Annotated in this window: 16 protein-coding genes; 10 read left to right on the top strand and 6 right to left on the bottom strand. The window is 68.2% G+C overall.

The window, feature by feature from the left end:
* Positions 1-13: 13 nt before the first annotated feature.
* Together PCQ86_RS12105 and PCQ86_RS12100 are read right to left on the bottom strand one after the other, a co-directional pair.
* Positions 14-1390: a sensor histidine kinase gene (locus tag PCQ86_RS12105; protein ID WP_270173842.1), complete on the bottom strand. Its 1377-nt coding sequence runs from the start codon at positions 1388-1390 to the stop codon at positions 14-16.
* Positions 1387-2067, bottom strand: a complete 681-nt coding sequence (locus PCQ86_RS12100) for a response regulator (protein ID WP_135149063.1) — start codon at positions 2065-2067, stop codon at positions 1387-1389. Before PCQ86_RS12100 ends, PCQ86_RS12105 begins: the two co-directional genes overlap by 4 nt.
* Positions 2068-2208: 141 nt before the next feature.
* Between PCQ86_RS12100 and PCQ86_RS12095 the strand changes: the two genes are divergently transcribed.
* The gene (locus PCQ86_RS12095) at positions 2209-2910 is read left to right on the top strand and encodes a phosphatase PAP2 family protein (RefSeq protein WP_270173841.1); all 702 of its coding nucleotides are present in this window, start codon (positions 2209-2211) and stop codon (positions 2908-2910) included.
* Between the two features lie 163 nt (positions 2911-3073).
* The gene (locus PCQ86_RS12090) at positions 3074-4726 is read left to right on the top strand and encodes a phosphoethanolamine transferase (protein WP_270175446.1); all 1653 of its coding nucleotides are present in this window, start codon (positions 3074-3076) and stop codon (positions 4724-4726) included.
* A gap of 63 nt (positions 4727-4789) precedes the next feature.
* Here PCQ86_RS12090 and PCQ86_RS12085 read toward each other — a convergent pair whose 3' ends face one another.
* From PCQ86_RS12085 to PCQ86_RS12075, 3 genes are all read right to left on the bottom strand, one after another.
* A complete protein-coding gene (locus tag PCQ86_RS12085; protein WP_015913292.1) occupies positions 4790-5371 on the bottom strand; it encodes a peroxidase-related enzyme in 582 nt (193 codons plus the stop codon).
* Between the two features lie 16 nt (positions 5372-5387).
* Positions 5388-6071 carry a tRNA-uridine aminocarboxypropyltransferase gene (locus PCQ86_RS12080; RefSeq protein WP_196995330.1) on the bottom strand — a complete coding sequence of 228 codons (684 nt, stop codon included), beginning with the start codon at positions 6069-6071 and terminating at the stop codon, positions 5388-5390.
* A 106-nt stretch (positions 6072-6177) separates the two neighbouring features.
* The gene (locus PCQ86_RS12075) at positions 6178-7629 is read right to left on the bottom strand and encodes a catalase (RefSeq protein ID WP_270173840.1); all 1452 of its coding nucleotides are present in this window, start codon (positions 7627-7629) and stop codon (positions 6178-6180) included.
* Positions 7630-7803: 174 nt separating this feature from the next.
* On the opposite strand from PCQ86_RS12075, the gene PCQ86_RS12070 reads away from it, so the two are divergent.
* Positions 7804-9084, top strand: coding sequence for an NAD(P)/FAD-dependent oxidoreductase (locus PCQ86_RS12070; RefSeq protein ID WP_047350640.1), 1281 nt, complete (start codon positions 7804-7806; stop codon positions 9082-9084).
* 119 nt (positions 9085-9203) lie between these two features.
* Here PCQ86_RS12070 and PCQ86_RS12065 read toward each other — a convergent pair whose 3' ends face one another.
* Positions 9204-9749, bottom strand: a complete 546-nt coding sequence (locus PCQ86_RS12065) for a PAS and helix-turn-helix domain-containing protein (RefSeq protein WP_088886809.1) — start codon at positions 9747-9749, stop codon at positions 9204-9206.
* A gap of 82 nt (positions 9750-9831) precedes the next feature.
* Between PCQ86_RS12065 and PCQ86_RS12060 the strand changes: the two genes are divergently transcribed.
* From PCQ86_RS12060 to PCQ86_RS12030, 7 genes are all read left to right on the top strand, one after another.
* Entirely contained in the window at positions 9832-10539 is a 708-nt protein-coding gene (locus PCQ86_RS12060; protein WP_011805209.1) for a CoA transferase subunit A, read from the top strand.
* Positions 10540-10542: 3 nt separating this feature from the next.
* On the top strand, positions 10543-11181 hold the full coding sequence (locus PCQ86_RS12055; RefSeq protein ID WP_011805210.1) for a 3-oxoacid CoA-transferase subunit B: 639 nt from the start codon (positions 10543-10545) through the stop codon (positions 11179-11181).
* A 151-nt stretch (positions 11182-11332) separates the two neighbouring features.
* Entirely contained in the window at positions 11333-12646 is a 1314-nt protein-coding gene (locus PCQ86_RS12050; RefSeq protein ID WP_270173839.1) for an HD-GYP domain-containing protein, read from the top strand.
* Positions 12647-12781: 135 nt separating this feature from the next.
* Positions 12782-13783 (top strand): IS1595-like element ISCsp2 family transposase, encoded by a 1002-nt coding sequence (locus PCQ86_RS12045; RefSeq protein ID WP_011805635.1) that lies wholly within the window; start codon positions 12782-12784, stop codon positions 13781-13783.
* Positions 13784-13858: 75 nt separating this feature from the next.
* Positions 13859-14626 (top strand): translesion DNA synthesis-associated protein ImuA, encoded by a 768-nt coding sequence (gene imuA / locus PCQ86_RS12040; protein WP_270173838.1) that lies wholly within the window; start codon positions 13859-13861, stop codon positions 14624-14626.
* Positions 14592-16001, top strand: coding sequence for a Y-family DNA polymerase (locus PCQ86_RS12035; RefSeq protein ID WP_270173837.1), 1410 nt, complete (start codon positions 14592-14594; stop codon positions 15999-16001). Before imuA ends, PCQ86_RS12035 begins: the two co-directional genes overlap by 35 nt.
* A complete protein-coding gene (locus tag PCQ86_RS12030; RefSeq protein ID WP_270173836.1) occupies positions 15998-19192 on the top strand; it encodes an error-prone DNA polymerase in 3195 nt (1064 codons plus the stop codon). The genes PCQ86_RS12035 and PCQ86_RS12030 overlap by 4 nt, the downstream gene beginning before the upstream one ends.
* Positions 19193-19247: the final 55 nt, after the last annotated feature.

The raw sequence follows: 19247 nt of genomic DNA, 5'->3' as shown, positions 1-19247 counted from the left end.
GGCAACGGCTGGCTTACCTGGGCGTCAGCAACAGCCGCGCCTCGAACCCGCCAGCCTCGCCAGCCAGGGGTGACGTGAGTTGTAGCTGGGCATCGTGCTTGGCCGCAATGGTCGCGACGATGGACAGACCCAGCCCATACCCCGTGCGGTCCGCGCTCTGGCGCACATGGCGCTGCTGCAGGGTCTGCAGGCGGTCGCTGCTCACACCCGGGCCGTGGTCGCGCACGGCGATGGCGCAGCCGGGGCCCACGATGAGTTCCACCGCGCTGTCACCGGCATAGCTCAGTGCGTTCTCCAGCAGGTTGCGCAGGGCAATGGCCAGGGCGTCGAAGTCGCCCCGCGCCACGGGCGCAGGCCCTTCGTAGGCGGTCACCAGGTCCAGCCGGTCGGCGGCGCGATCATCCTGCCAAAACTCCTGCGCCACCGTGGTGGCCAGTTGGGCCAGGTCCACGGGCTCCCGGGTATAGGGAGCACTGGACTCGGCGCGCGACAGCTGCAGCAGCTTCTCGGTGCGGCGGCTCAGCGTTTGCAGCGCGGCGATGGCGGCCTGCACATCGTCATGGTGCAGGCCATGTTCCAGCGCAGTCTGTAACCGCAGGCGGGCCGCGGTGAGCGGCGTGCGCAGTTCGTGCGCGGCGTTGGCGGCCAGGGCGCGCTCCACGTCCAACGCGCGGGACAGGCGGTCCAGCAACCGGTTCACATGGTCTTCCACGCTGCGCAGTTCGCGCGGCAGGCCGGGCAGGGCGATCGGGGTGAGCTGCTGCCCGTCGCGCAGGCTGATCTCGTGCGTGAGAGCGTCCAGCACCTGCAATTCACGCCGCGCGATGCGCCGCAGCAGCAGCGCCAGCAGGGGCAGCATGGCCACCATGACGATGCCCAGGCCGACCAGGGTGCGGTTCACCGCCTCGCGCCGCTCGTGCAGCGGGTCGGCCACCTGCATGAAGAGGGGGCGAGTGGGGTGCGACAGGGTGTAGACACGCCATCCGTGCGTGTTCGCGAAGCCCGGCGCCAGCGGTACGTCGAACTGCTCGGGCTGGGCCTCGGCCGACCGCGCCAGCACGCGCGTGTCGGGCGCGACGATCTGGTAGAGCAGGTCGGCATCGGCAAACGATCCCGGAGAGGGCAGGACCAGCGGCCCCTCGGCCGCGTCGCGCGGGCCAGCCGCGTCCAGGTGGTCCAGGTGGTCCAGGTGGTCCAGGGCAATATCGAAGAAACGGTGTGAGACCTCGACCAATTCGTTGTCGAAGTTGTAACTGATCTCGCGGTCCGTGTACCACACCACGCCCAGCACGCACAGCAGCCACACGCCGCCCACCCAGAGGATCAGGCTGCGCGTCAGTCGCCCCGCAAGGGTCTGCGTGCGCAATGGCCCGCGCAGGTGCGCCCTCATGCCGTTGCGCCTTCGTCAGGACGGTGCACGAGGCGGTAGCCCAACCCGCGCAAGGTCTCGATGTGTTCGCGCCCCAGCTTGCGCCGCAGCCGGCTGATGAACACCTCCAGCGTGTTGCTGTCGGCCTCGTCGTCAAAGCCATACAGCGCGTCCTGCAGGCTTTCGCGCGTGTGGATGCGCTCGGGGCGGGTTGCCATCACGCGCAGCAGCGCCCATTCCTTCTGCGTGAGCGCGATCGGCACCCCGGCGCGGCGCACCTGCTCGCGCGACAGGTCGATCTGCAGGTCGCCCAGCGCCAATACCGGTACATAGGCGGCGTTGCGGCGGCGTTCCACCGCGCGCAGGCGGGCCAGCAGTTCACCGGGGTCGTAGGGCTTGACGAGGTAGTCGTCCGCTCCCGCGTCCAGGCCGGCGATGCGGTCGCTGACCTGGTCGCGCGCCGTCAGCACGATGACGATGGGCCGGTCCTTGAGGGCACGGATCTGCGGCAGCAGGCTCAGGCCATCCCCGTCGGCCAGGTGCAGGTCCAGCAGTACCGCGGCGTACTGGGCCGCGCGCAGGGCGGTGCCGGCCTGCGCCAGGCTGGGAACGGCATCGACCACGAAGGCCTTGGCGCGCAGATAGCCGCACACGGCCTCGGACAGGGCTTCGTCGTCTTCTACCAGCAGCACGCGCATGCAGATTTCTCTAAGGTGGGTGAGGCCGAAAGTGTAGGGCGCTGCGGGCGGTCTGGTATTCATGGTGCATTCAGGCCGCGGGCGTAGCCTGGCGGGGTGCCGTTTTCTGCCCATGGCGGTGTTGTGCCGCCCTCCCTTGCCATGCCCTTCTGGAATTTGCGCCGCCTGTATGCGGTGACGTTGTTGCTTTTCCTGTTGCTCGTCTTGTGGGACGCTTCGGGCCTGGACTTGCCATTGGCCCGCCTGTTTGGCGGGGCGCAGGGCTTTGCCTGGCGTGACCACCACACCTTTGGCCTGCTGACGCATGAGGGTCCGCGCTATGCCAGCGGTGCGCTGCTGGCCGCACTGGCGGTGGGGGTGTGGCGGCCCTGGGGATTCCTGCGCGTCATGGCGCCGGCGCAGCGCGCGCAACTGGTGCTGTCCGTCATCGGGGGGATGCTGGCGGTTTCGGTGTTCAAGCGCCTGAACACCACCAGCTGTCCCTGGGATCTGGCCGAGTTCGGCGGGGTGGCGCAGTACGTCTCGCACTGGGTGTGGGGCGTGCGCGACCTGGGGCCGGGGCACTGCTTCCCTGCAGGGCATGCCTCGGCCGCGTTTGGCTTTGTAGCGGGCTGGTTCGTGCTGCGCCGCGCGGCGCCGAACGTGGCGCGCCTCTGGCTGCCAGGCGCTCTGATGGCCGGGCTGGCACTGGGCTGGGCGCAGCAGATGCGCGGCGCGCATTTCATGAGCCACACTCTGTGGTCCGCCTGGACCTGCTGGACCGTGGGCCTTGCGTGGGAAAGTCTGGCGCAGCTGCACGTGCGCCTGGGAGTAGCGGCAGATACAAAGCTGAACGAAGCCTGAGCGGCGTCTTCAGCTTGGCTTCAGTGGCAGGTTCCACGATGGCGGCATGTCTTCGCGCGCCTCCATTGCCTCTGCCTCCTCGGCCTCCGTGCCGCTTGTGTCATCTGCCAGCCCCCCCGACGAAGGCCTCTTGCGTGGTGCGTTGCGCCGGCTGGATGGCTGGATGACCACCCCGCTGTCGGCGCAGCAGGTGGTGGTGCGCCTGTCGCTGTACCTGGTACTGGCGGCCAACTGGCCGCTGTGGCTGCAAATCACGCGCATTGGCGGCGCGCCCAGCCTGTACCTGCGTTCAGCGGCTGCCTTGGCCGTGCTGACGGCGTGCGGCACGGTGGCCATCCTGGCATTCACCGCCTGGACGCGCGGCATGAAGCTGCTGTGGTGGCTGGTGGTCATGGTGGCCGCGCTGTCGCAGTACTACATGCTGACCTACAGCGTGGTCATGGACCCCAGCATGGCCGCCAACGTGCTGCAGACGGATGCACGCGAGGTGGCCGAATTGCTGAGCCTGCGCATGCTGGTTGCGGTGCTGGCCGTCGCAGCGCTTCCCTCCTGGTGGTTGCTGCGTGTGCGTATTCCCGCCATGCGGCCGCTGCGCCAGGTGGGCCGCAACCTGGCGCTGCTGGTGCTGGCGCTGGGCCTGGCCGCCGGCACGGTGGCGGCCATGTCGCGGGACCTGGCGCCGCTGATGCGCAACCACCCGCACCTGCGCTACCTGATGAACCCCTTGGCCAGCCTCTACTCGACCTCCGTGTCGGCCTTGCGGCCGGTGTTCGCGCGCAGCCGCACGCTGGTGCCGATGACCCAGGGCGCCGCGCTGGGCGCCAGCCATGCGGCCGGGGCGCGGCCCACGCTGTTCGTGCTGGTGGTGGGCGAGACGGCGCGCGCGGACCATTTCGGCATCAACGGCTATGGCCGCGACACCACGCCGGAACTGACCAAACGCAACGTGATGAGCTGGCGCGAGGTGCGCTCGTGCGGCACCAGCACGCTGGCGTCGCTGCCTTGCATGTTCTCGCCACTGGGCAAGAGTGCATTCGAGTCGCGTGACAACGACTACGAGAACCTGCTGGACGTGGCGCAGGCCGCGGGTATGGGCGTGCTGTGGCTGGACAACCAGTCCGGCTGCAAGGGCGTGTGCGACCGCGTGCCGCACGCATCGGCCGCCGAAGGCCTGGATGCCGAGGCGCGCAAGCAGTTGTGCGATGGCGGCGAATGCCGCGACGAGGCCATGCTGCACAACCTGGATGCGCGCCTGGCCGCCTTGCCTGCGGCGCAGCGCGAGCGCGGCGTGCTGCTGGTGCTGCACCAGATGGGCAGCCATGGGCCGGCCTACTACAAGCGCTCGGCCGATGCAGGCAAGCGCTTCATGCCCGAATGCCGCACGGAAGTGCTGGCCGACTGCACCCACGGCGAACTGGTGAACGCCTACGACAACTCCATCGCCGCAACGGACGCCTTCCTGGGCAAGACCATCGACTGGCTGCGTGGCCAGAGCGCCAAGTACGACACGGCTCTGCTGTACCTGAGCGACCATGGCGAGTCGCTGGGCGAGTACGGGTTGTTCCTGCACGGCATGCCCTACGGCGTGGCGCCCGACATGCAAAAGCACGTGCCCATGGTGGCGTGGATGGACACCTCCTTCCTGCGCCGTAACGGGTTGGCGGCCGACTGCCTGCGCGCCAGCGGCGATGCGCCGTTGACGCACGACAACCTCTACCACACCGTGCTGGGCCTGCTGGACGTGCAGTCGCCTTCCTACCAGCGCCCGCTGGATGCCTTCAGCGGCTGCCGGAGCGCCGTATTGGCATCCAAATAAAAACAGCAGCCAGCGCTTATCTATAAAGCGCGAGCAGCTATTGTTTTAAGAGCGTCTTGGCGCTCAGGCCTTCTTCTCGCGCGGCAGGCGGCCCATCAGGTAGAACTCGGGATTGGGCTGCATGCCGGCAAAGCTGGCCATGCGGTTGGACAGGCCGAAGAACGCGGTGATGGCGGCGATGTCCCAGATGTCCTCATCGTCAAAGCCGTGGGGGTACAGCGCCTCGAAGTCGGCGTCCTCGATCTCGTGCGCGCGCTGGCAGACCTTCATGGCGAAGTCGAGCATGGCCTTCTGGCGCGGCGGAATGTCGGCCTTGCGGTGGTTCACCGCTACCTGGTCGGCCACCAGCGGCTTCTTCTCGTAGATGCGCAGGATGGCCCCGTGTGCCACCACGCAGTACAGGCACTGGTTGGCGGCGCTGGTGGTGGTGACGATCATCTCGCGCTCGCCCTTGGTGAGGCTGCCTTCTTCCTTCAGCATCAGCGCATCGTGGTAGGCGAAGAACGCGCGCCATTCGGCCGGGCGGCGGGCGAACGCCAGGAACACGTTGGGGATGAACCCGGCCTTTTCCTGCACCTCCAGGATGCGGGCGCGGATGTCCTCGGGCAATGTGTTCAGGTCGGGGAAGGGATAGCGCTCGGCCATGGGTGTCTCCGATTTTTTATGAAAGGTCTGGTCCGAGCATAGCCGAGCGTGCTGCACCTTCGCGCGAGCACAGCAGCGCCATCAATGCGTCCATGGCCTGACCCAGTGCGGCGATGTGCGGGTTGGCGGGTTCCAGTTGCTGCAGTGCGCACTGCGCGGCCTCCAGCGTGCTGAGCTGGTGGGGCGCGTGCGCCTTGCGCACGGCGTAACGCGTGGGCGGTACCTGCTGCAGGGCCAGGCGCGGCAGGGCCTGCAACGCAGGGTTGGCCCACAGCATCCTGCGGCTCTTGCGCCAGGTACCGTCCAGCACCACCAGGCGCAGCCGTTCGGGCGCTGCCAGCCAGTCGGTCGACAGCGGCGGTGCGGGCAGCATGGGGTGCTGCGGGTCGGGCGGCGTGGGCGGGTACAACAGCACTGCGCGGCGCGGTGCCTGCCGGTCGCCATCAACCCAGGGGGCGTTGATTTCCTGCGCCAAGGCAGCGTCGCCGAACGTTTCGCCCACCACGATGCGGCTGCCCGTCAGGCACAGGTGCAGCAGCCGTGCCGTGCCCTTGGCTTGGTGCTGCTCCAGCGGGTGCATGAGGATCAGTACTTGCACTTGGTGCGCCACGGGCCGCACGGCGGCGCAGATGCAGGCTGCGGCGGGGCGCTGGCAGCGGGGGCATACGGGCCGGCGGGGCAGGTGGGTGCAGGAGGGCATCGGGGTTGTCAAAAACAGAAGCGCCCAGCGCTTGTCAGGTAAGGGCTGGGCGGTATCTTGATGCTTGGCCCGGGTGCGGGCCTGGGCAGGGCGGCGGCGGTGCTTATTACAGCGTGCCGGCGCGCACGGCTTCCAGGGCAGCCTTCACGCCGGCGCCGTAGGCCGGGTCGGCCTGGGTGCAGTGCGCGATGTGGCGGTCAATGATGTGCTGCGACACGCCGTTGATGTTGCGCGCGGTGTTCTCGCACAGCAGGCGCTGCTTCTCCGGCGTCATCAGGCGGAACAGGTCGCCGGGCTGGGTGAAGTAGTCATCGTCGTCCTCGCGGTAGTTCCAGCGGCTGGCGTCGCCGTAGAGCTTTTCTACCGGTTCGGCGAACTCGGGCTGCTCCTGCCACGCACCCTTGGTGTTGGGTTCGTACGCAATGGTGCGGCCGGCGTTGCCGTCCACGCGCATGGCACCGTCGCGGTGGTAAATGTTGACCGGGCAGCGCGCGGCGTTCACCGGGATCTGGTGGTGGTTCACACCCAGGCGGTAGCGCGCGGCGTCGGCATACGAGAACAGGCGCGACTGCAGCATGCGGTCGGGCGAAGGGCCGATGCCGGGCACCAGGTTGCTGGGCGCGAACGAGGCCTGCTCCACGTCGGCGTAGTAGTTGTCGGGGTTACGGTTGAGCTCCATCACGCCGACCTCGATCAGCGGGAAGTCCTTCTTGCTCCACACCTTGGTCAGGTCGAAGGGGTGGAAGCGGTAGGTCTGCGCCTCTTCCTCGGTCATGATCTGCACGCACAGCTTCCACTTCGGGAAGTCGCCACGGTCGATGGCTTGCAGCAGGTCGCGCTGGCTGCTTTCGCGGTCATGGGCGACCACGGCGGCGGCCTCCTGGTCGGACAGGTTCTCGATGCCCTGTTGGCAGACCCAGTGGAACTTCACGTAATGGCGCTCGCCCGCGTGGTTGATGAGGCTGTAGGTGTGCGAGCCGAAGCCGTGCATGTGGCGGTAGCCGCGCGGAATGCCGCGGTCGCTCATCACGATGGTGATCTGGTGCAGCGCCTCGGGCAGGCCGGTCCAGAAGTCCCAGTTGCTCTCGGCGCTGCGCATGTTGGTGTAAGGGTCGCGCTTGACGGCCTTGTTCAGGTCGGGGAACTTGAGAGGGTCGCGGAAGAAGAAGACCGGCGTGTTGTTGCCCACCAGATCCCAGTTGCCTTCCTCGGTGTACATCTTCACGGCGAAGCCGCGGATGTCACGCTCGGCGTCGGCTGCGCCGCGCTCGCCGGCCACGGTGGAAAAGCGCGCGAACAACTCGGTCTGCTTGCCGATCGCCGAGAACACCTTGGCGCGGGTGTAGCGGGTGATGTCGCCGGTCACCGTGAAAGTGCCGAAGGCGCCCGAGCCCTTGGCGTGCATGCGCCGCTCGGGGATCACCTCGCGGTGGAAGTGGGCGAGCTTTTCCAGGTGCCACAGGTCTTGCAGGAGCATGGGGCCGCGCGGGCCCGCGGTCAGCGAATCCTGGTTATTGGCCACGGGTGCGCCGGCGGCGGTAGTGAGGCGATGGGTCATGGGAGAGCTCCTTTCTGGACTGCTGCGGATTAAATAGATGTGAACTATTTGTTTTGTAGAATTATTGTTTCTATCTATTTAAACGGCAAGCCCAAACCCATTGAATTTCCGCAACGCGGCAATAGACGCAGGCTTGCCTACACTGTAGAGCGGTAACCTGGAAGAAGGTTTGACATGCATTACGACATCGTGATCGTGGGGGGTGGGGCCGGCGGCCTGGAACTGGCTGCGCGCCTGGGCCGCGCGCTGGGGCCGCGCCAAGGGCGTGAGCGGGTGCTGCTGGTGGACCGCTTTGCGTTCCACATCTGGAAGCCCACGCTGCACGAAGTCGCGGCCGGGACGCTGGACGCTCATCAGGAGGGTCTGTCGTACCCCGTGCTCGCGCGGCGCAACCATTTCAGCTTCACCATGGGCGAACTGGCCGGGCTGGACGCCGCGCGCAAGACCGTCGCCCTGGCCCCTCAGCGCAATGCACATGGCGAGGAGGTGGTGCCCGCGCGCACGCTGAGCTTCACGCGTTTGGTGCTGGCGCTGGGCAGCGGCTCCAACGCCTTTGGCACGCCGGGCATCGAACACGCCTATCTGCTGGAAAACGTGCGCGATGCGCAGCGCTTTCATGCCGACTGGCTGAGCGCCTGCGCGCGGGCATCGTTCACGGACAAGCGCGCCCTGTCCATCGCCATCGTGGGCGCGGGCGCCACGGGGGTGGAGCTGTCTGCCGAGCTGCTGGAAGCCCATGCCGAACTGCTGGAGAGCCTGGGCAGCAGCCAGCGTTTTCGGCTGGACGTGACGCTGGTGGAGGCGGGCGACCGCATTCTGGGCGGCCTGCCCGAGCGCATCTCTGCCCAGGCCGCCGTGGCCCTGCGCCGCAAGCAGGTGCGGGTGATGACGGGCACACGTGTGCTGGAGCTGCGCCCGGGCGTGCTGGTCACCTCGGCCGGAGAGATCGCGGCCGAGATGATGGTCTGGGCCGCGGGCATCAAGGCCGCGGACGCCAACGCCGCGCTGGGCCTGGAAGTGAACCGGCTCAACCAGTTCGTGGTGGACGAGCGGCTGCGCACCTCGGCCCCTGACGTGCTGGCCCTGGGCGACTGCGCGGCCTGCGTGTGGGAGGGCGGGCGCATGGTGCCGGCACGCGCGCAGGCCGCGCACCAGCAGGCCGACTACCTGGCGCGCGTGCTGCTGGCGCTGCTGCGCGAGCGCGAGGTGACGCAGCCCTTCGTCTACCGCGACTTCGGCTCACTCGTGTCGCTGGGCGAGAACAAGGGCGTGGGCAACCTGATGGGCGGCCTGGCGGGGCGCAACTTCTTCGTGGAAGGGCTGATCGCCAAGTGGATGTACATGTCGCTGCACCTGATGCACCACCGCGCCATCCTGGGCCTGGGCAAGACGGCGGTGCTGGCGCTGGCGCGGCTGCTGCAGCAACGCGTGTCGGGGCGGCTCAAACTGCACTGACCGGCGCGACGGCGGCTTCAAAAACCATAGCTGGCAGCGCTTGCTGCGATTGGATTTCAGGCAATAAACGCCTTGAACTGCTTGATTAGCAAGCGCCAACAGCTCACTTTTTTGATGACTTATCCCGCCAGCAGCTTCTGCACCAGGTCCGCGGCCGTGGACGCGCCGTACTTGCGCATGAGCCGCGCGCGGTAGATCTCCACCGTGCGGTGGCTGATGTCCAGCGCGCGGCCGATCTCCTTGGAGGTCATGCCGTCCAGCAGCCGCGCGGCCACCTCGCGTTCGCGCGCCGTCAGCTCGGCGCGCACGGGGCGCTGCGCGCTCAGGTCCTCGAAGCTCCAGATGCCCGAGGCGTGCGGATCGTTGCGATCCAGCGCGCGACCGGACACGTGGCACCAGAAGGTTTCGCCGTTGGCGCGCTTCATGATGCGGTTGTCGGCATAGTGGCCGCGTGCGTTCAGGATAGGCGCCATGCGTGCGCCCAGCCGCTCATATTCGTCCGGGCTGGGGTAGAGGATCTGGAACGACTGGCCGATGAGCAGTTCGCGCGAGGCGCCGAACATCTCGCACACATGGCGGTTGCAATCCACCATGGTGCGGTTGCGCGAAATCACCAGGCCCACGGGTGCCATCTCGAAGGCCAAGCGGTAGTCGGCAACATTCATAGTGGTGCAAGTCTTTAGGGAAAACTACTTAGAAAACTACGTAGTATCGTAGCGTATCCACCCAGCAAACCAGGAGACTGTAGTGAACAAGCTTTACCCCTCGGCGGCCGAAGCGCTCAAGGGCGTCGTGGCCGATGGCCAGCTGATGGCCGTTGGCGGTTTCGGCCTGTGCGGCATTCCAGAGGCCTTGATCGATGCGCTGCAGGCCAGCGGCGTGAAGGACCTCACGGTGATTTCCAACAACGCGGGCGTTGACGGCTTCGGCCTGGGCAAGCTGCTGGAGACGCGCCAGATCAAGAAGATGATCAGCTCCTACGTGGGCGAGAACAAGGAATTCGAGCGCCAGTACCTCGCGGGCGAGCTGGAGCTGGAGTTCACCCCGCAGGGCACGCTGGCCGAGAAGCTGCGCGCCGGCGGCGCGGGCATCCCGGCCTTCTTCACCAAAACCGGCGTGGGCACCATCGTGGCCGAGGGCAAGGAGCTGCGCGAGTTCGACGGCGAGACCTACGTGATGGAGCGCTCGCTGGTGCCGCAGGTCTCGCTGGTCAAGGCGCAACGGGCCGACAAGTCGGGCAATCTGCAGTTCCGCCTGACGGCGCGCAACTTCAACCCGGCCGCCGCCATGGCCGGCAAGCTGTGCATCGTCGAGGTGGAGGAGGTGGTGGAGACCGGCGCGCTGGACCCCGACCAGATCCACCTGCCCGGCATCTACGTGCACCGCATCGTGCACAACCCGAACCCCGAGAAGCGCATCGAGAAGCGCACCATCACCGAGAAAGCAGGAGCCTGAACCATGCCGTGGACCCAAGACCAGATGGCGGCCCGCGCCGCGCAAGAACTCGAAGACGGCTTCTACGTCAACTTAGGGATAGGCATTCCCACGCTGGTGGCCAATTTCACCGGCGACAAAGAGGTGTGGCTGCAGTCGGAGAACGGCATGCTGGGCATCGGTGCCTTTCCCACCGAGGACAAGGTGGATGCCGACCTCATCAACGCCGGCAAGCAGACCGTCACCACCATCCCCGGTTCGTCCATCTTCAGTTCGGACCAGTCGTTCGCGATGATCCGCGGCGGCAAGATCAACCTGTCCATCCTGGGCGCCATGCAGGTCAGCGAAAAGGGCGACCTGGCCAACTGGATGATCCCCGGCAAGATGGTCAAGGGCATGGGCGGCGCCATGGACCTGGTGGCCGGTGTCAAGCGCGTGATCGTGCTCATGGAGCATGTGGCGCGCAAGAAGGACGGCACCACCGACCTGAAGATCCTGCCGGCCTGCACGCTGCCGCTGACGGGCGTGGGCGTGGTGGACCGCATCATCACCGACCTGGGCGTGATGGACGTCACCCCCGAAGGCCTGAAGCTGGTGGAACTGGCGCCGGGCGTGAGCTTCGAGGACATCCAGTCCAAGACCGGCGTGCCGCTGCTGCGCTGAGGGCAGGCACCCGCCAGGCCGCATGCGCATGCACGGCGGGGGCGCGGGGCCAAAACTACGGGCCGGGTGGGATCACCCGGCTTTTTTGTCTTTTTGCGCAAGGCAAAGCGCCGTATAGTGCGCGTGACATTTTTTAACATTTCGTCTGCGCATGAACGCACCCGACCTCAGCCCCGCAGCTTTTGCCGACGGAGACAGCCATTACCTGCGTGCCATCACCGACATGGCCGATCGCCGCACCGTGGTCACGCAGGAAGCGCTCTACAACGATCGGGGCATCAAGCTGGTGGACAAGGGCGCGCGCGTGGACAGCCGGCTCTACGACCGCTTGGTCAAGCACAAGCTGCGCGGCAGCATCGACGAGCATCTGGCCATGGACGACATGGTCAACGTGCAGTCCATCGTGCAATTGGCCGCGTCGCAGTGCGAGCACGACACGCTGGCCTATCTGCTGGTGCACACGCTGGAGGGCATGACCGCCGAGAAGCTGCTCGCGCCCGTGCGCGCCATGCTGCTGCCGCCGTCCCTGGCCTTCAAGCTCACCGTCATGCGCGAGCAGCATCCGGTGCTGTTCGAGCACAGCGTGCGCATGATGCTGGCGGCCGTGTACCTGGGCATCAAGAGCGGCTGGAGCGACCGCGAATGCGTGCCTCTGGCGACGGCGGCGCTGCTGCACGACATCGGCGTGCTGCACATGGACCCCGTCTGGCACGACCCGGCCAACAAGATGACGGCCGTCGGGCGCCAGCAGCTCATGGCGCACCCCATCACGGCCATGTTGATCATCCGGGGGCAGAACATGTTCCCGCGCGTGGTGGAGCGGGCCGTGCTGGAACACCATGAATGCATGGATGGCAGCGGTTATCCGCGCGGCCTGCAGGGGGACCAGATCTCGCTCATGGGGCAGATCCTGATGGTGGCCGAGGTGGTGGCCGCCTTCTTCGAGAAATACGCCAACGAGGCCGCGGCCCAGCGCCTGTCGCTCACGCTGCGCCTGAACCACCGCAAGTTCCCCGCAGCGCTCATCGCCTGTCTGCTGCCCGTGCTGCAGATCCGCGCCGTGCAGACCGATGTGCAGGTCACGCCGGCAGATGTGGAGCGGCTCATTGAGCAGCTGTCCACGGCCTTCGGCGACTGGGACACCCGCCGCGCCGGGCTGTCGCCAGAGGCTGCGGAATCGGAGGCCTGCGCCTTCGTGGCGCAGCGGCTTTCCGCGCTGCAAAAAACCCTGTTCGAGGCCGGCTCCCATCCCCAGCAGCAGGCCGAGGCCCTGCAGTACCTGCAGGGCGATGAACAAGGCCTGGCCGAACTGGCCCTGCTGGGGCGGGAAGCCCTGTGGCAGCTGCAGGGCATCGTGGACGCCACCCACAGCCGCTGGCTCACGCTGGAGCACAGCACGGAGGCGGGCGACCGTGCGGTCGTGCAGTGGCGCGATGCCTGCGCGGTGCGCTTGGCGCAGCGCTGAGATTCGCTCCCTGACGCACCGCCCGGATCAGACGCTAGGCCCTGACGCCGGCCGGGTTGGAGCCGCCAATCGCCGATGATTACTGTATATTTGAAAGGGGTATCTATTTAGCTCCAGTGACGTGAGAATAGCTGGATGGAAACCCAGATGCTAACGCCAACTCCTGGAGGGGACTACCCCCGCACCTGGAACGAATTTCTTGACTGGTTTGCCACCGAAGAGGCTTGCCAGGCGTTCCTGGAGAAGCTTCGGTGGCCCCAAGGCTTCGTCTGCCCGCGTTGCGGCAACGCTGGCGATGTGTACCGCGCCAGCCGCACCCGCCTGATGTGCCGCTCATGCCAGTACCAAGGCACAGTGACATCTGGAACCATCTTTGACAAGACGCGCACACCGCTGCGTGTCTGGCTGGCTGCAGCTTGGTACCTGACCAATCAGAAACAAGGCGTGAGCGCCCTGGGGCTGCAGCGCGTATTGGGTTTGGGGAGCTACCAGACCGCCTGGACCATGCTGCACCGGTTTCGACGTGCCATGGTCCGCCCGGGCCGGGACAAGCTCAAGGGGCTTGTGGAGGTGGATGAAACGTACCTGTCCATCACGGATCGCAAGAATCCCGCCACCCCTGCAGGGCGCAAGAGCAGCACCACCAAAGTGTTGATGGTCATGGCGGTGGAGATCGTGGAGCCCAAGGGGTTTGGGCGCATCCGGTTACGCCGCATTGACCGAGACGCCGCCACCCACGTAATCCCCTTTGTGCAGGAGGTGGTCGAGCCTGGAGCCCAGGTACGCACGGATGGTTCGGCGGCATACCGCGCTCTGGGAGAACTGGGTTACACCCACCAGCGCACCGTCATGCTCGGCTCAGGCGTACCTGCCCATGTCTCCATGGCGGGAGTGCACCGGGTCGCCTCACTGGTACAGCGCTGGGTGCTGGGAACACATCATGGCTCTGTACAGCCAGACCACCTGGACGCCTATCTCGATGAATTCGTGTTCCGTTTCAACCGGCGCACATCCAGCTCACGCGGGATGCTGTTTTACCGCTTGCTGCAGCAAGCGGTGGTTACGCCGCCAGTGACGTATGGGGATGTCGTGAGCAAGAACACCGGGGAGAGCCAATCGGATACCATTGCTGGATGAAATCACAGTATCAATGGGGCTGCTGGAGCTAAATAGATACCCCTTATATTTGAACAGTATTTATCGGCGGTTTGCATGGCGGCTTTTCTTTCCTCTTCCCTGAACGCACTGCCCGGCGTCTGGCAGGGCGATGCCTGGGCGCAAGCGCCGCAGCCGGCGGTGGCCACGGGCCATGCGCCGCTGGATGCGCAACTGCCCGGTGGGGGGTGGCCGTTGGGGTGCATGAGCGAGTTGCTGCTGCCTCCCCAGGCCCATCCCGAGTGGACCCTGGTGATGCCGGCCCTGGCCGCGCACCTGGCGCAAGGCCCAGGACACGCGGTACTGGTCACGCCGCCGCTGGAGCCCTTCCTGCCGGCGCTGCAACCCCTGGGGCTTACCGCCGACCGGCTGTGCTGCATTCACCCGCCCAGCCCGCGTGCGGACATGGCCGCGGCATGGGCTTGCGAGCAGGCGCTGCGTTGCCGCGACGTGCGCGCCGTGCTGGCCTGGCTGCCGCAGGTGCCTGCCGCCGTGCTGCGGCGGCTGCAGCTGGCGGCCGCGCAGCACCGCCAACTGCTGTGGGTGATGCGCCCCGAGCGCTCGCGCGCGCAGGCATCGCCCGCGCCGCTGCGCCTGTGGCTGCAACCGCAGGGCGAGGAGCTGCACGTCCATGTTGTCAAGCGGCGCGGCCCGCCGCTGGCGCAGCCCGTGGCGCTGCCCGCACGCACGCCGGTACTGGCCGCGGCGCTGCAGGCACAGGCCCAATGGCGCCGCCAGGTGCAGGCGGCCGCCTGGGGCATGGGGGGCCGCACACCGCAGGAGGTGGAGGATGCATTGGCTTGCCTGGCACTTGCCACCCATTGAGGCCACGACCGGGCCCGCCACCGGGCCCGTTATGGGCCTGCCGCCTGCCGCGCAGGGCTGGTGGGCGCTGCGCTTCACGCCGCGCGTGGCCCTTGTGGACGAAGCGCTGCTGCTGGAGGTGAGCGGTACCGAACGCCTGTGGGGCGGGCGCGCCGCTCTGCAAAGCCTGCTGCGTGACCACGCGCCCCCCGGGCCCGAAACCCTGGAGGGCGGACCTCTCTGGGCCAGTGCGCCCACGGCGCTGCAAGCCCTGGCCCTGCTGCGCCTGCAGCGCCAGGGCCGGCCCGTGCCGCGGCGGCTGCCGCACGATCTGCCGGTTGCCACCCTCTCGGCGCTGCGCCCGCATGCCCAGGCGCTGCAGCAGCTGGGCTGCCGCACCTGGGGCGCCGTGCGTGCGCTGCCGCGCGCCGGGGTGGCGCGGCGCTTCGGCGCCGAACCCCTGGCGGCGCTGGACCGTGCCTGGGGCGACGCACCGCATGGCCTGGACTGGATCACGCTGCCCGAGCAGTTCGCGCTGGAGCTGGAACTGCCCGCGCTGGCCGAATCGGCCCCCGCGCTGCTGTGGGCCGGCCAGCGTCTGCTGGATGCGCTGCAGGGCTGGCTGCGCGCGCGCCACCAGGGCGTGCAGGCGCTGGAGCTGGCCTGGCGCCATGACCTGCGCCGCATCGACGGCGTGGACCTGCCCCCCTGGCAGAGCCTCACGCTGCGCACGGCCGAGCCGCTGCAGGGCATGGCGCACCTGCGCCGCCTGCTGGCCGAGCGCCTGGCGCACCAGCGCCTGGCCGCGCCCGTGAGCCGGCTGGCGCTGCGCAGCCTGCAAACCGCGCCCATGCCACAGGCCAGCGCGGACCTGCTGCCGCCCCAGCCAGGCGACGCGGGGGCGGGGCAGGGCGAGCCCTGGCACCAGTTCGTCGAGCGCCTCTCGGCCCGCCTGGGCGCGGACAGCCTGCGGGTGCCGCGGTCCCAGGCAGACCACCGTCCCGAATGCATGCAACAGTGGCAACCGGCCTTGGCGGCCCGCGCCGCGCCGCCGGCGCCCGCACAGGACTGCACCCTCGCGCCCTTGCTTCCGCCCTGGCTCGTGCGGCCTGCGCGGCCGCTGGCCCTGCGCGGCAGCCGGCCTTGCCTGCACGGCCAGCCGCTGCGCTTGCTGGACGGGCCGCAGCGCGTGGAAACCGGCTGGTGGGAGGCCGCAGCGGACCTGAACGACGACGAGAGCGATGTGCACGGCAATGCACACAATGGCGCGCAGGACGGTGGCTCGGCCCTGGTGCGGCGCGACTATTTCGTTGCCCACAACCCGGCGGCGGGCACCGTCTGGATCTTCCGCGACCGGGCGACGGGCGGCTGGTTCTTGCAGGGGGTGTACGGATGATGCTGCCCGCCTACGCAGAGCTGCACGCGCTGAGCAACTTCAGTTTTCAGCGCGGCGCCTCGCACCCGCAGGAACTGGTGCAGCGCGCGCACAAACTGGGCTACAGCGCCCTGGCGCTGACCGACGAATGCTCCGTCGCCGGCGTGGTGCGCGCCCATGGCGCGGCGCAGGCGCTGGGACTGCCGCTCATCGTGGGCAGCGAGTTCTGCTGGGGCGACGTGCGCATCGTGGCGCTGGCGCGCGACGTGCAGGGTTGGGGCGACCTGTGCGAGTTCATCACCGCCGCGCGCCAGCGTGCCGGCAAGGGCGGCTACCGCGTGGATGCCCAGTCGCCCTGGGCGCTGCTGCAGGGCTGCGAGGTGCTGCTGGCGCTCCGTCGTGAGGCGTTTGTGGATGCTTCTGATTTAATAGCTGTCAGCGCTTGTCTAGAAAGCGTTAGAGGCCTATTTGGCTCTAACTGCTGGCTGGCGGTAGAGCTGCACACCGCGCCGGACGACGGTCTGTGGCTGCGCACGCTCACGCAGGCCGGCGCGCAGCTGGGCCTGCCGTTGGTGGCCGCGGGTGACGTGCACATGCACTCGCGCGCGGCCAAGCCGCTGCAGGACGTACTGACCGCCGTGCGCCTGGGCCGCAGCGTGGCCGCGTGCGGCTTCGCGCTGCAGCCGCATGCCGAAAAGCGCCTGCGCCCGCGCAGCCGGCTGGCGGGCCTGTACCCGCCCGCGCTGCTGGCGGCCACGCTGCAGGTGGCGGCGCGCTGCACCTTCAGCCTGAACGAGATCAAGTACCGCTATCCGCTGGAAACCGTGCAGCCGGGCATGACGGCAAGCCAGACGCTGGCCTGTCTCACCTGGGAGGGCGCGCGTGTCCGTTACCCCGATGGCGTGCCAGAAGCGGTGGCGACGCAGGTCGAAAAGGAGTTGGCGCTGATCGCCGAGTGTGGGTACGAGATGTACTTCCTCACGGTGCACGACATCGTGCGCTATGCGCGCAGCCAGGACATCCTGTGCCAGGGGCGGGGCTCGGCGGCCAACTCGGCGGTGTGTTATTGCCTGGGCATCACGGCGGTGGACCCGCAGAAGACGCGCCTGCTGTTCGAGCGCTTCATCAGCCGCGAACGCAGCGAGCCGCCCGACATCGACGTGGACTTCGAGCACGACCGGCGCGAGACCGTCATCCAGTACATCTACGACAAGTACGGGCGCGATCGCTCCGCGATCACCGCGGTGGTCATCAGCTACCGCACGCGCAGCGCCCTGCGCGACGTGGGCAAGGCCCTGGGTGTGGCGCCGGCGCTGGTGGATGCGTTTGCCAAGGAACACCACTGGTTCGACGACGTGCTGGCCACGGAGCACCTGCTGGCGCTGGCCGAGCGCCTGGGCGAGCCGCTGGGCGCGCACACGGCCGCGCTGTGGCTGCAGCTGGCGCGCCAGTTGCGCGGCTTTCCGCGCCACCTGAGCCAGCACGTGGGCGGCTTCGTGCTCACCGAGGGCAAGCTCACACGCCTGGTGCCCGTGGAGCCGGCCGCCATGGACGGGCGCTCCATCATCCAGTGGGACAAGGACGATCTGGACGCCATGGGCCTCTTGAAGGTGGACGTGCTGGCGCTGGGCATGCTCAGCGCGCTGCGCCGCTGCCTGGAAATGCGTGCCGCGCTGCGGGGCGAATCATGGGACCTGGCCGACATCCCGCCCGAGGACCCGGCCACCTACGACATGGTCTGCCGCGCTGACACCGTGGGCGTGTTCCAGATCGAGAGCCGCGCGCAGATGAGCATGCTGCCGCGCCTGCAGCCGCGCGAGTTCTACGACCTGGTGGTGCAGGTGGCGATCGTGCGGCCCGGGCCCATCCAGGGCGGCATGGTGCACCCCTACCTGCAGGCGCGCGAGCGCCGGCGCCAGTGGCAGCGCAGGCAGCGCACGAAGCGCGAGGAGCCGTTCCCCATTGAATACCCGGAGCTCGGCAACGCCCTGCGGCGCACGCTGGGCGTGCCCATCTTCCAGGAACAGGTGATGCAGATCGCCATCGACGGCGCGGGCTTCAGCGCGGGCCAGGCCGACGAGCTGCGCCGCTCCATGGCCGCCTGGCGGCGCAAGGGCGAGGTGCACCGCTTCGAGAAGCCCTTCAAGGACGGTCTGTTGGCGAACGGCTACCCGCCGGAATTTGCCGACCGGCTGTTCCAGCAGATTCTGGGCTTTGGCGAATACGGCTTTCCCGAAAGCCATGCCTACAGCTTTGCGCTGCTGGCCTACGCCAGCAGCTGGCTCAAGCGGCACGAGCCCGCGTGCTTCCTGGCCGCGCTGCTCAATGCGCAGCCGCTGGGCTTTTACACACCGGCGCAACTGGTGCAGGACGCGCGCCGCCATGGCGTGCGCGTGCTGCCCATCGACGTGGCGACGAGCGACGTGGACTGCACGCTGGAGGAGCCCCTGGCACCCGTTGCCGGCGTGTCCTTGGCGCAGCCGGCCGTGCGCCTGGGCCTGCGGCTGGTGGCGGGGCTGGGCGCGGCGGCCGCCGAGCGGCTGGTGCAGGCGCGCGGCAGCGGCCCCTTTGTCAACAGCGAAGACCTGGCCCTGCGCGCGCGGCTGGACCGGCAGGATCTGCAGGCCCTGGCCGCGGCTGATGCGCTGCGCGCGCTGGCGGGCCACCGGCGCCAGCAGATGTGGGACGCCGCGGCCCAGCTGCGTGCTCCGCCGCTGCTACAGGACGCGCCCGTGCATGAGGCCGCCCCGCAGTTGCCCGCCGCACCAGAGGGCGAAGACATCTTGTGGGACTACGCCGCCACGGGCCTGACGCTGCGGCGCCACCCCCTGGCGCTGCTGCGCGAGAAGCTGCAGCGCTGGCGGCTGGCCACGGCGCAGCAGTTGCAATCGGCGCCCCATGGGCGGCGCGTGCGTGCCTGCGGCATCGTCACCGTGCGCCAGCGGCCGGGCTCGGCCAACGGCACGATGTTCGTCACGCTGGAGGACGAGACCGGCTCGGTCAATGTGATCGTGTGGCCCGCGCGGCTGGAGCGCTGGCGCAGCGCGCTGCTGCGCTCGCGCCTGCTGGCGGTGGAGGGCGTGTGGCAGTGTGCCCGCGCACCGGGCGCGGACACGGCCGTGCGCCACCTGGTGGGCGAGCGGTTCAAGGACCTCACGCCGCTGCTGGGCCGCCTGGCGCAGGCGCTGGACGGCAGCCGCGACTTCCATTGAGTTTCAAGAGAAATAAGGCTCTGGCGCTTATGTGACAAGCGCTGACAGCTATCAA

Origin of the sequence: Diaphorobacter sp. ED-3 (genome assembly GCF_027625375.1) — a bacterium.
Taxonomy (GTDB): Bacteria; Pseudomonadota; Gammaproteobacteria; order Burkholderiales; family Burkholderiaceae_C; genus Diaphorobacter; species Diaphorobacter nitroreducens.
Note: the sequence above shows the minus strand (reverse complement) of the source record. Positions and strands in the feature narration are given on the sequence as shown.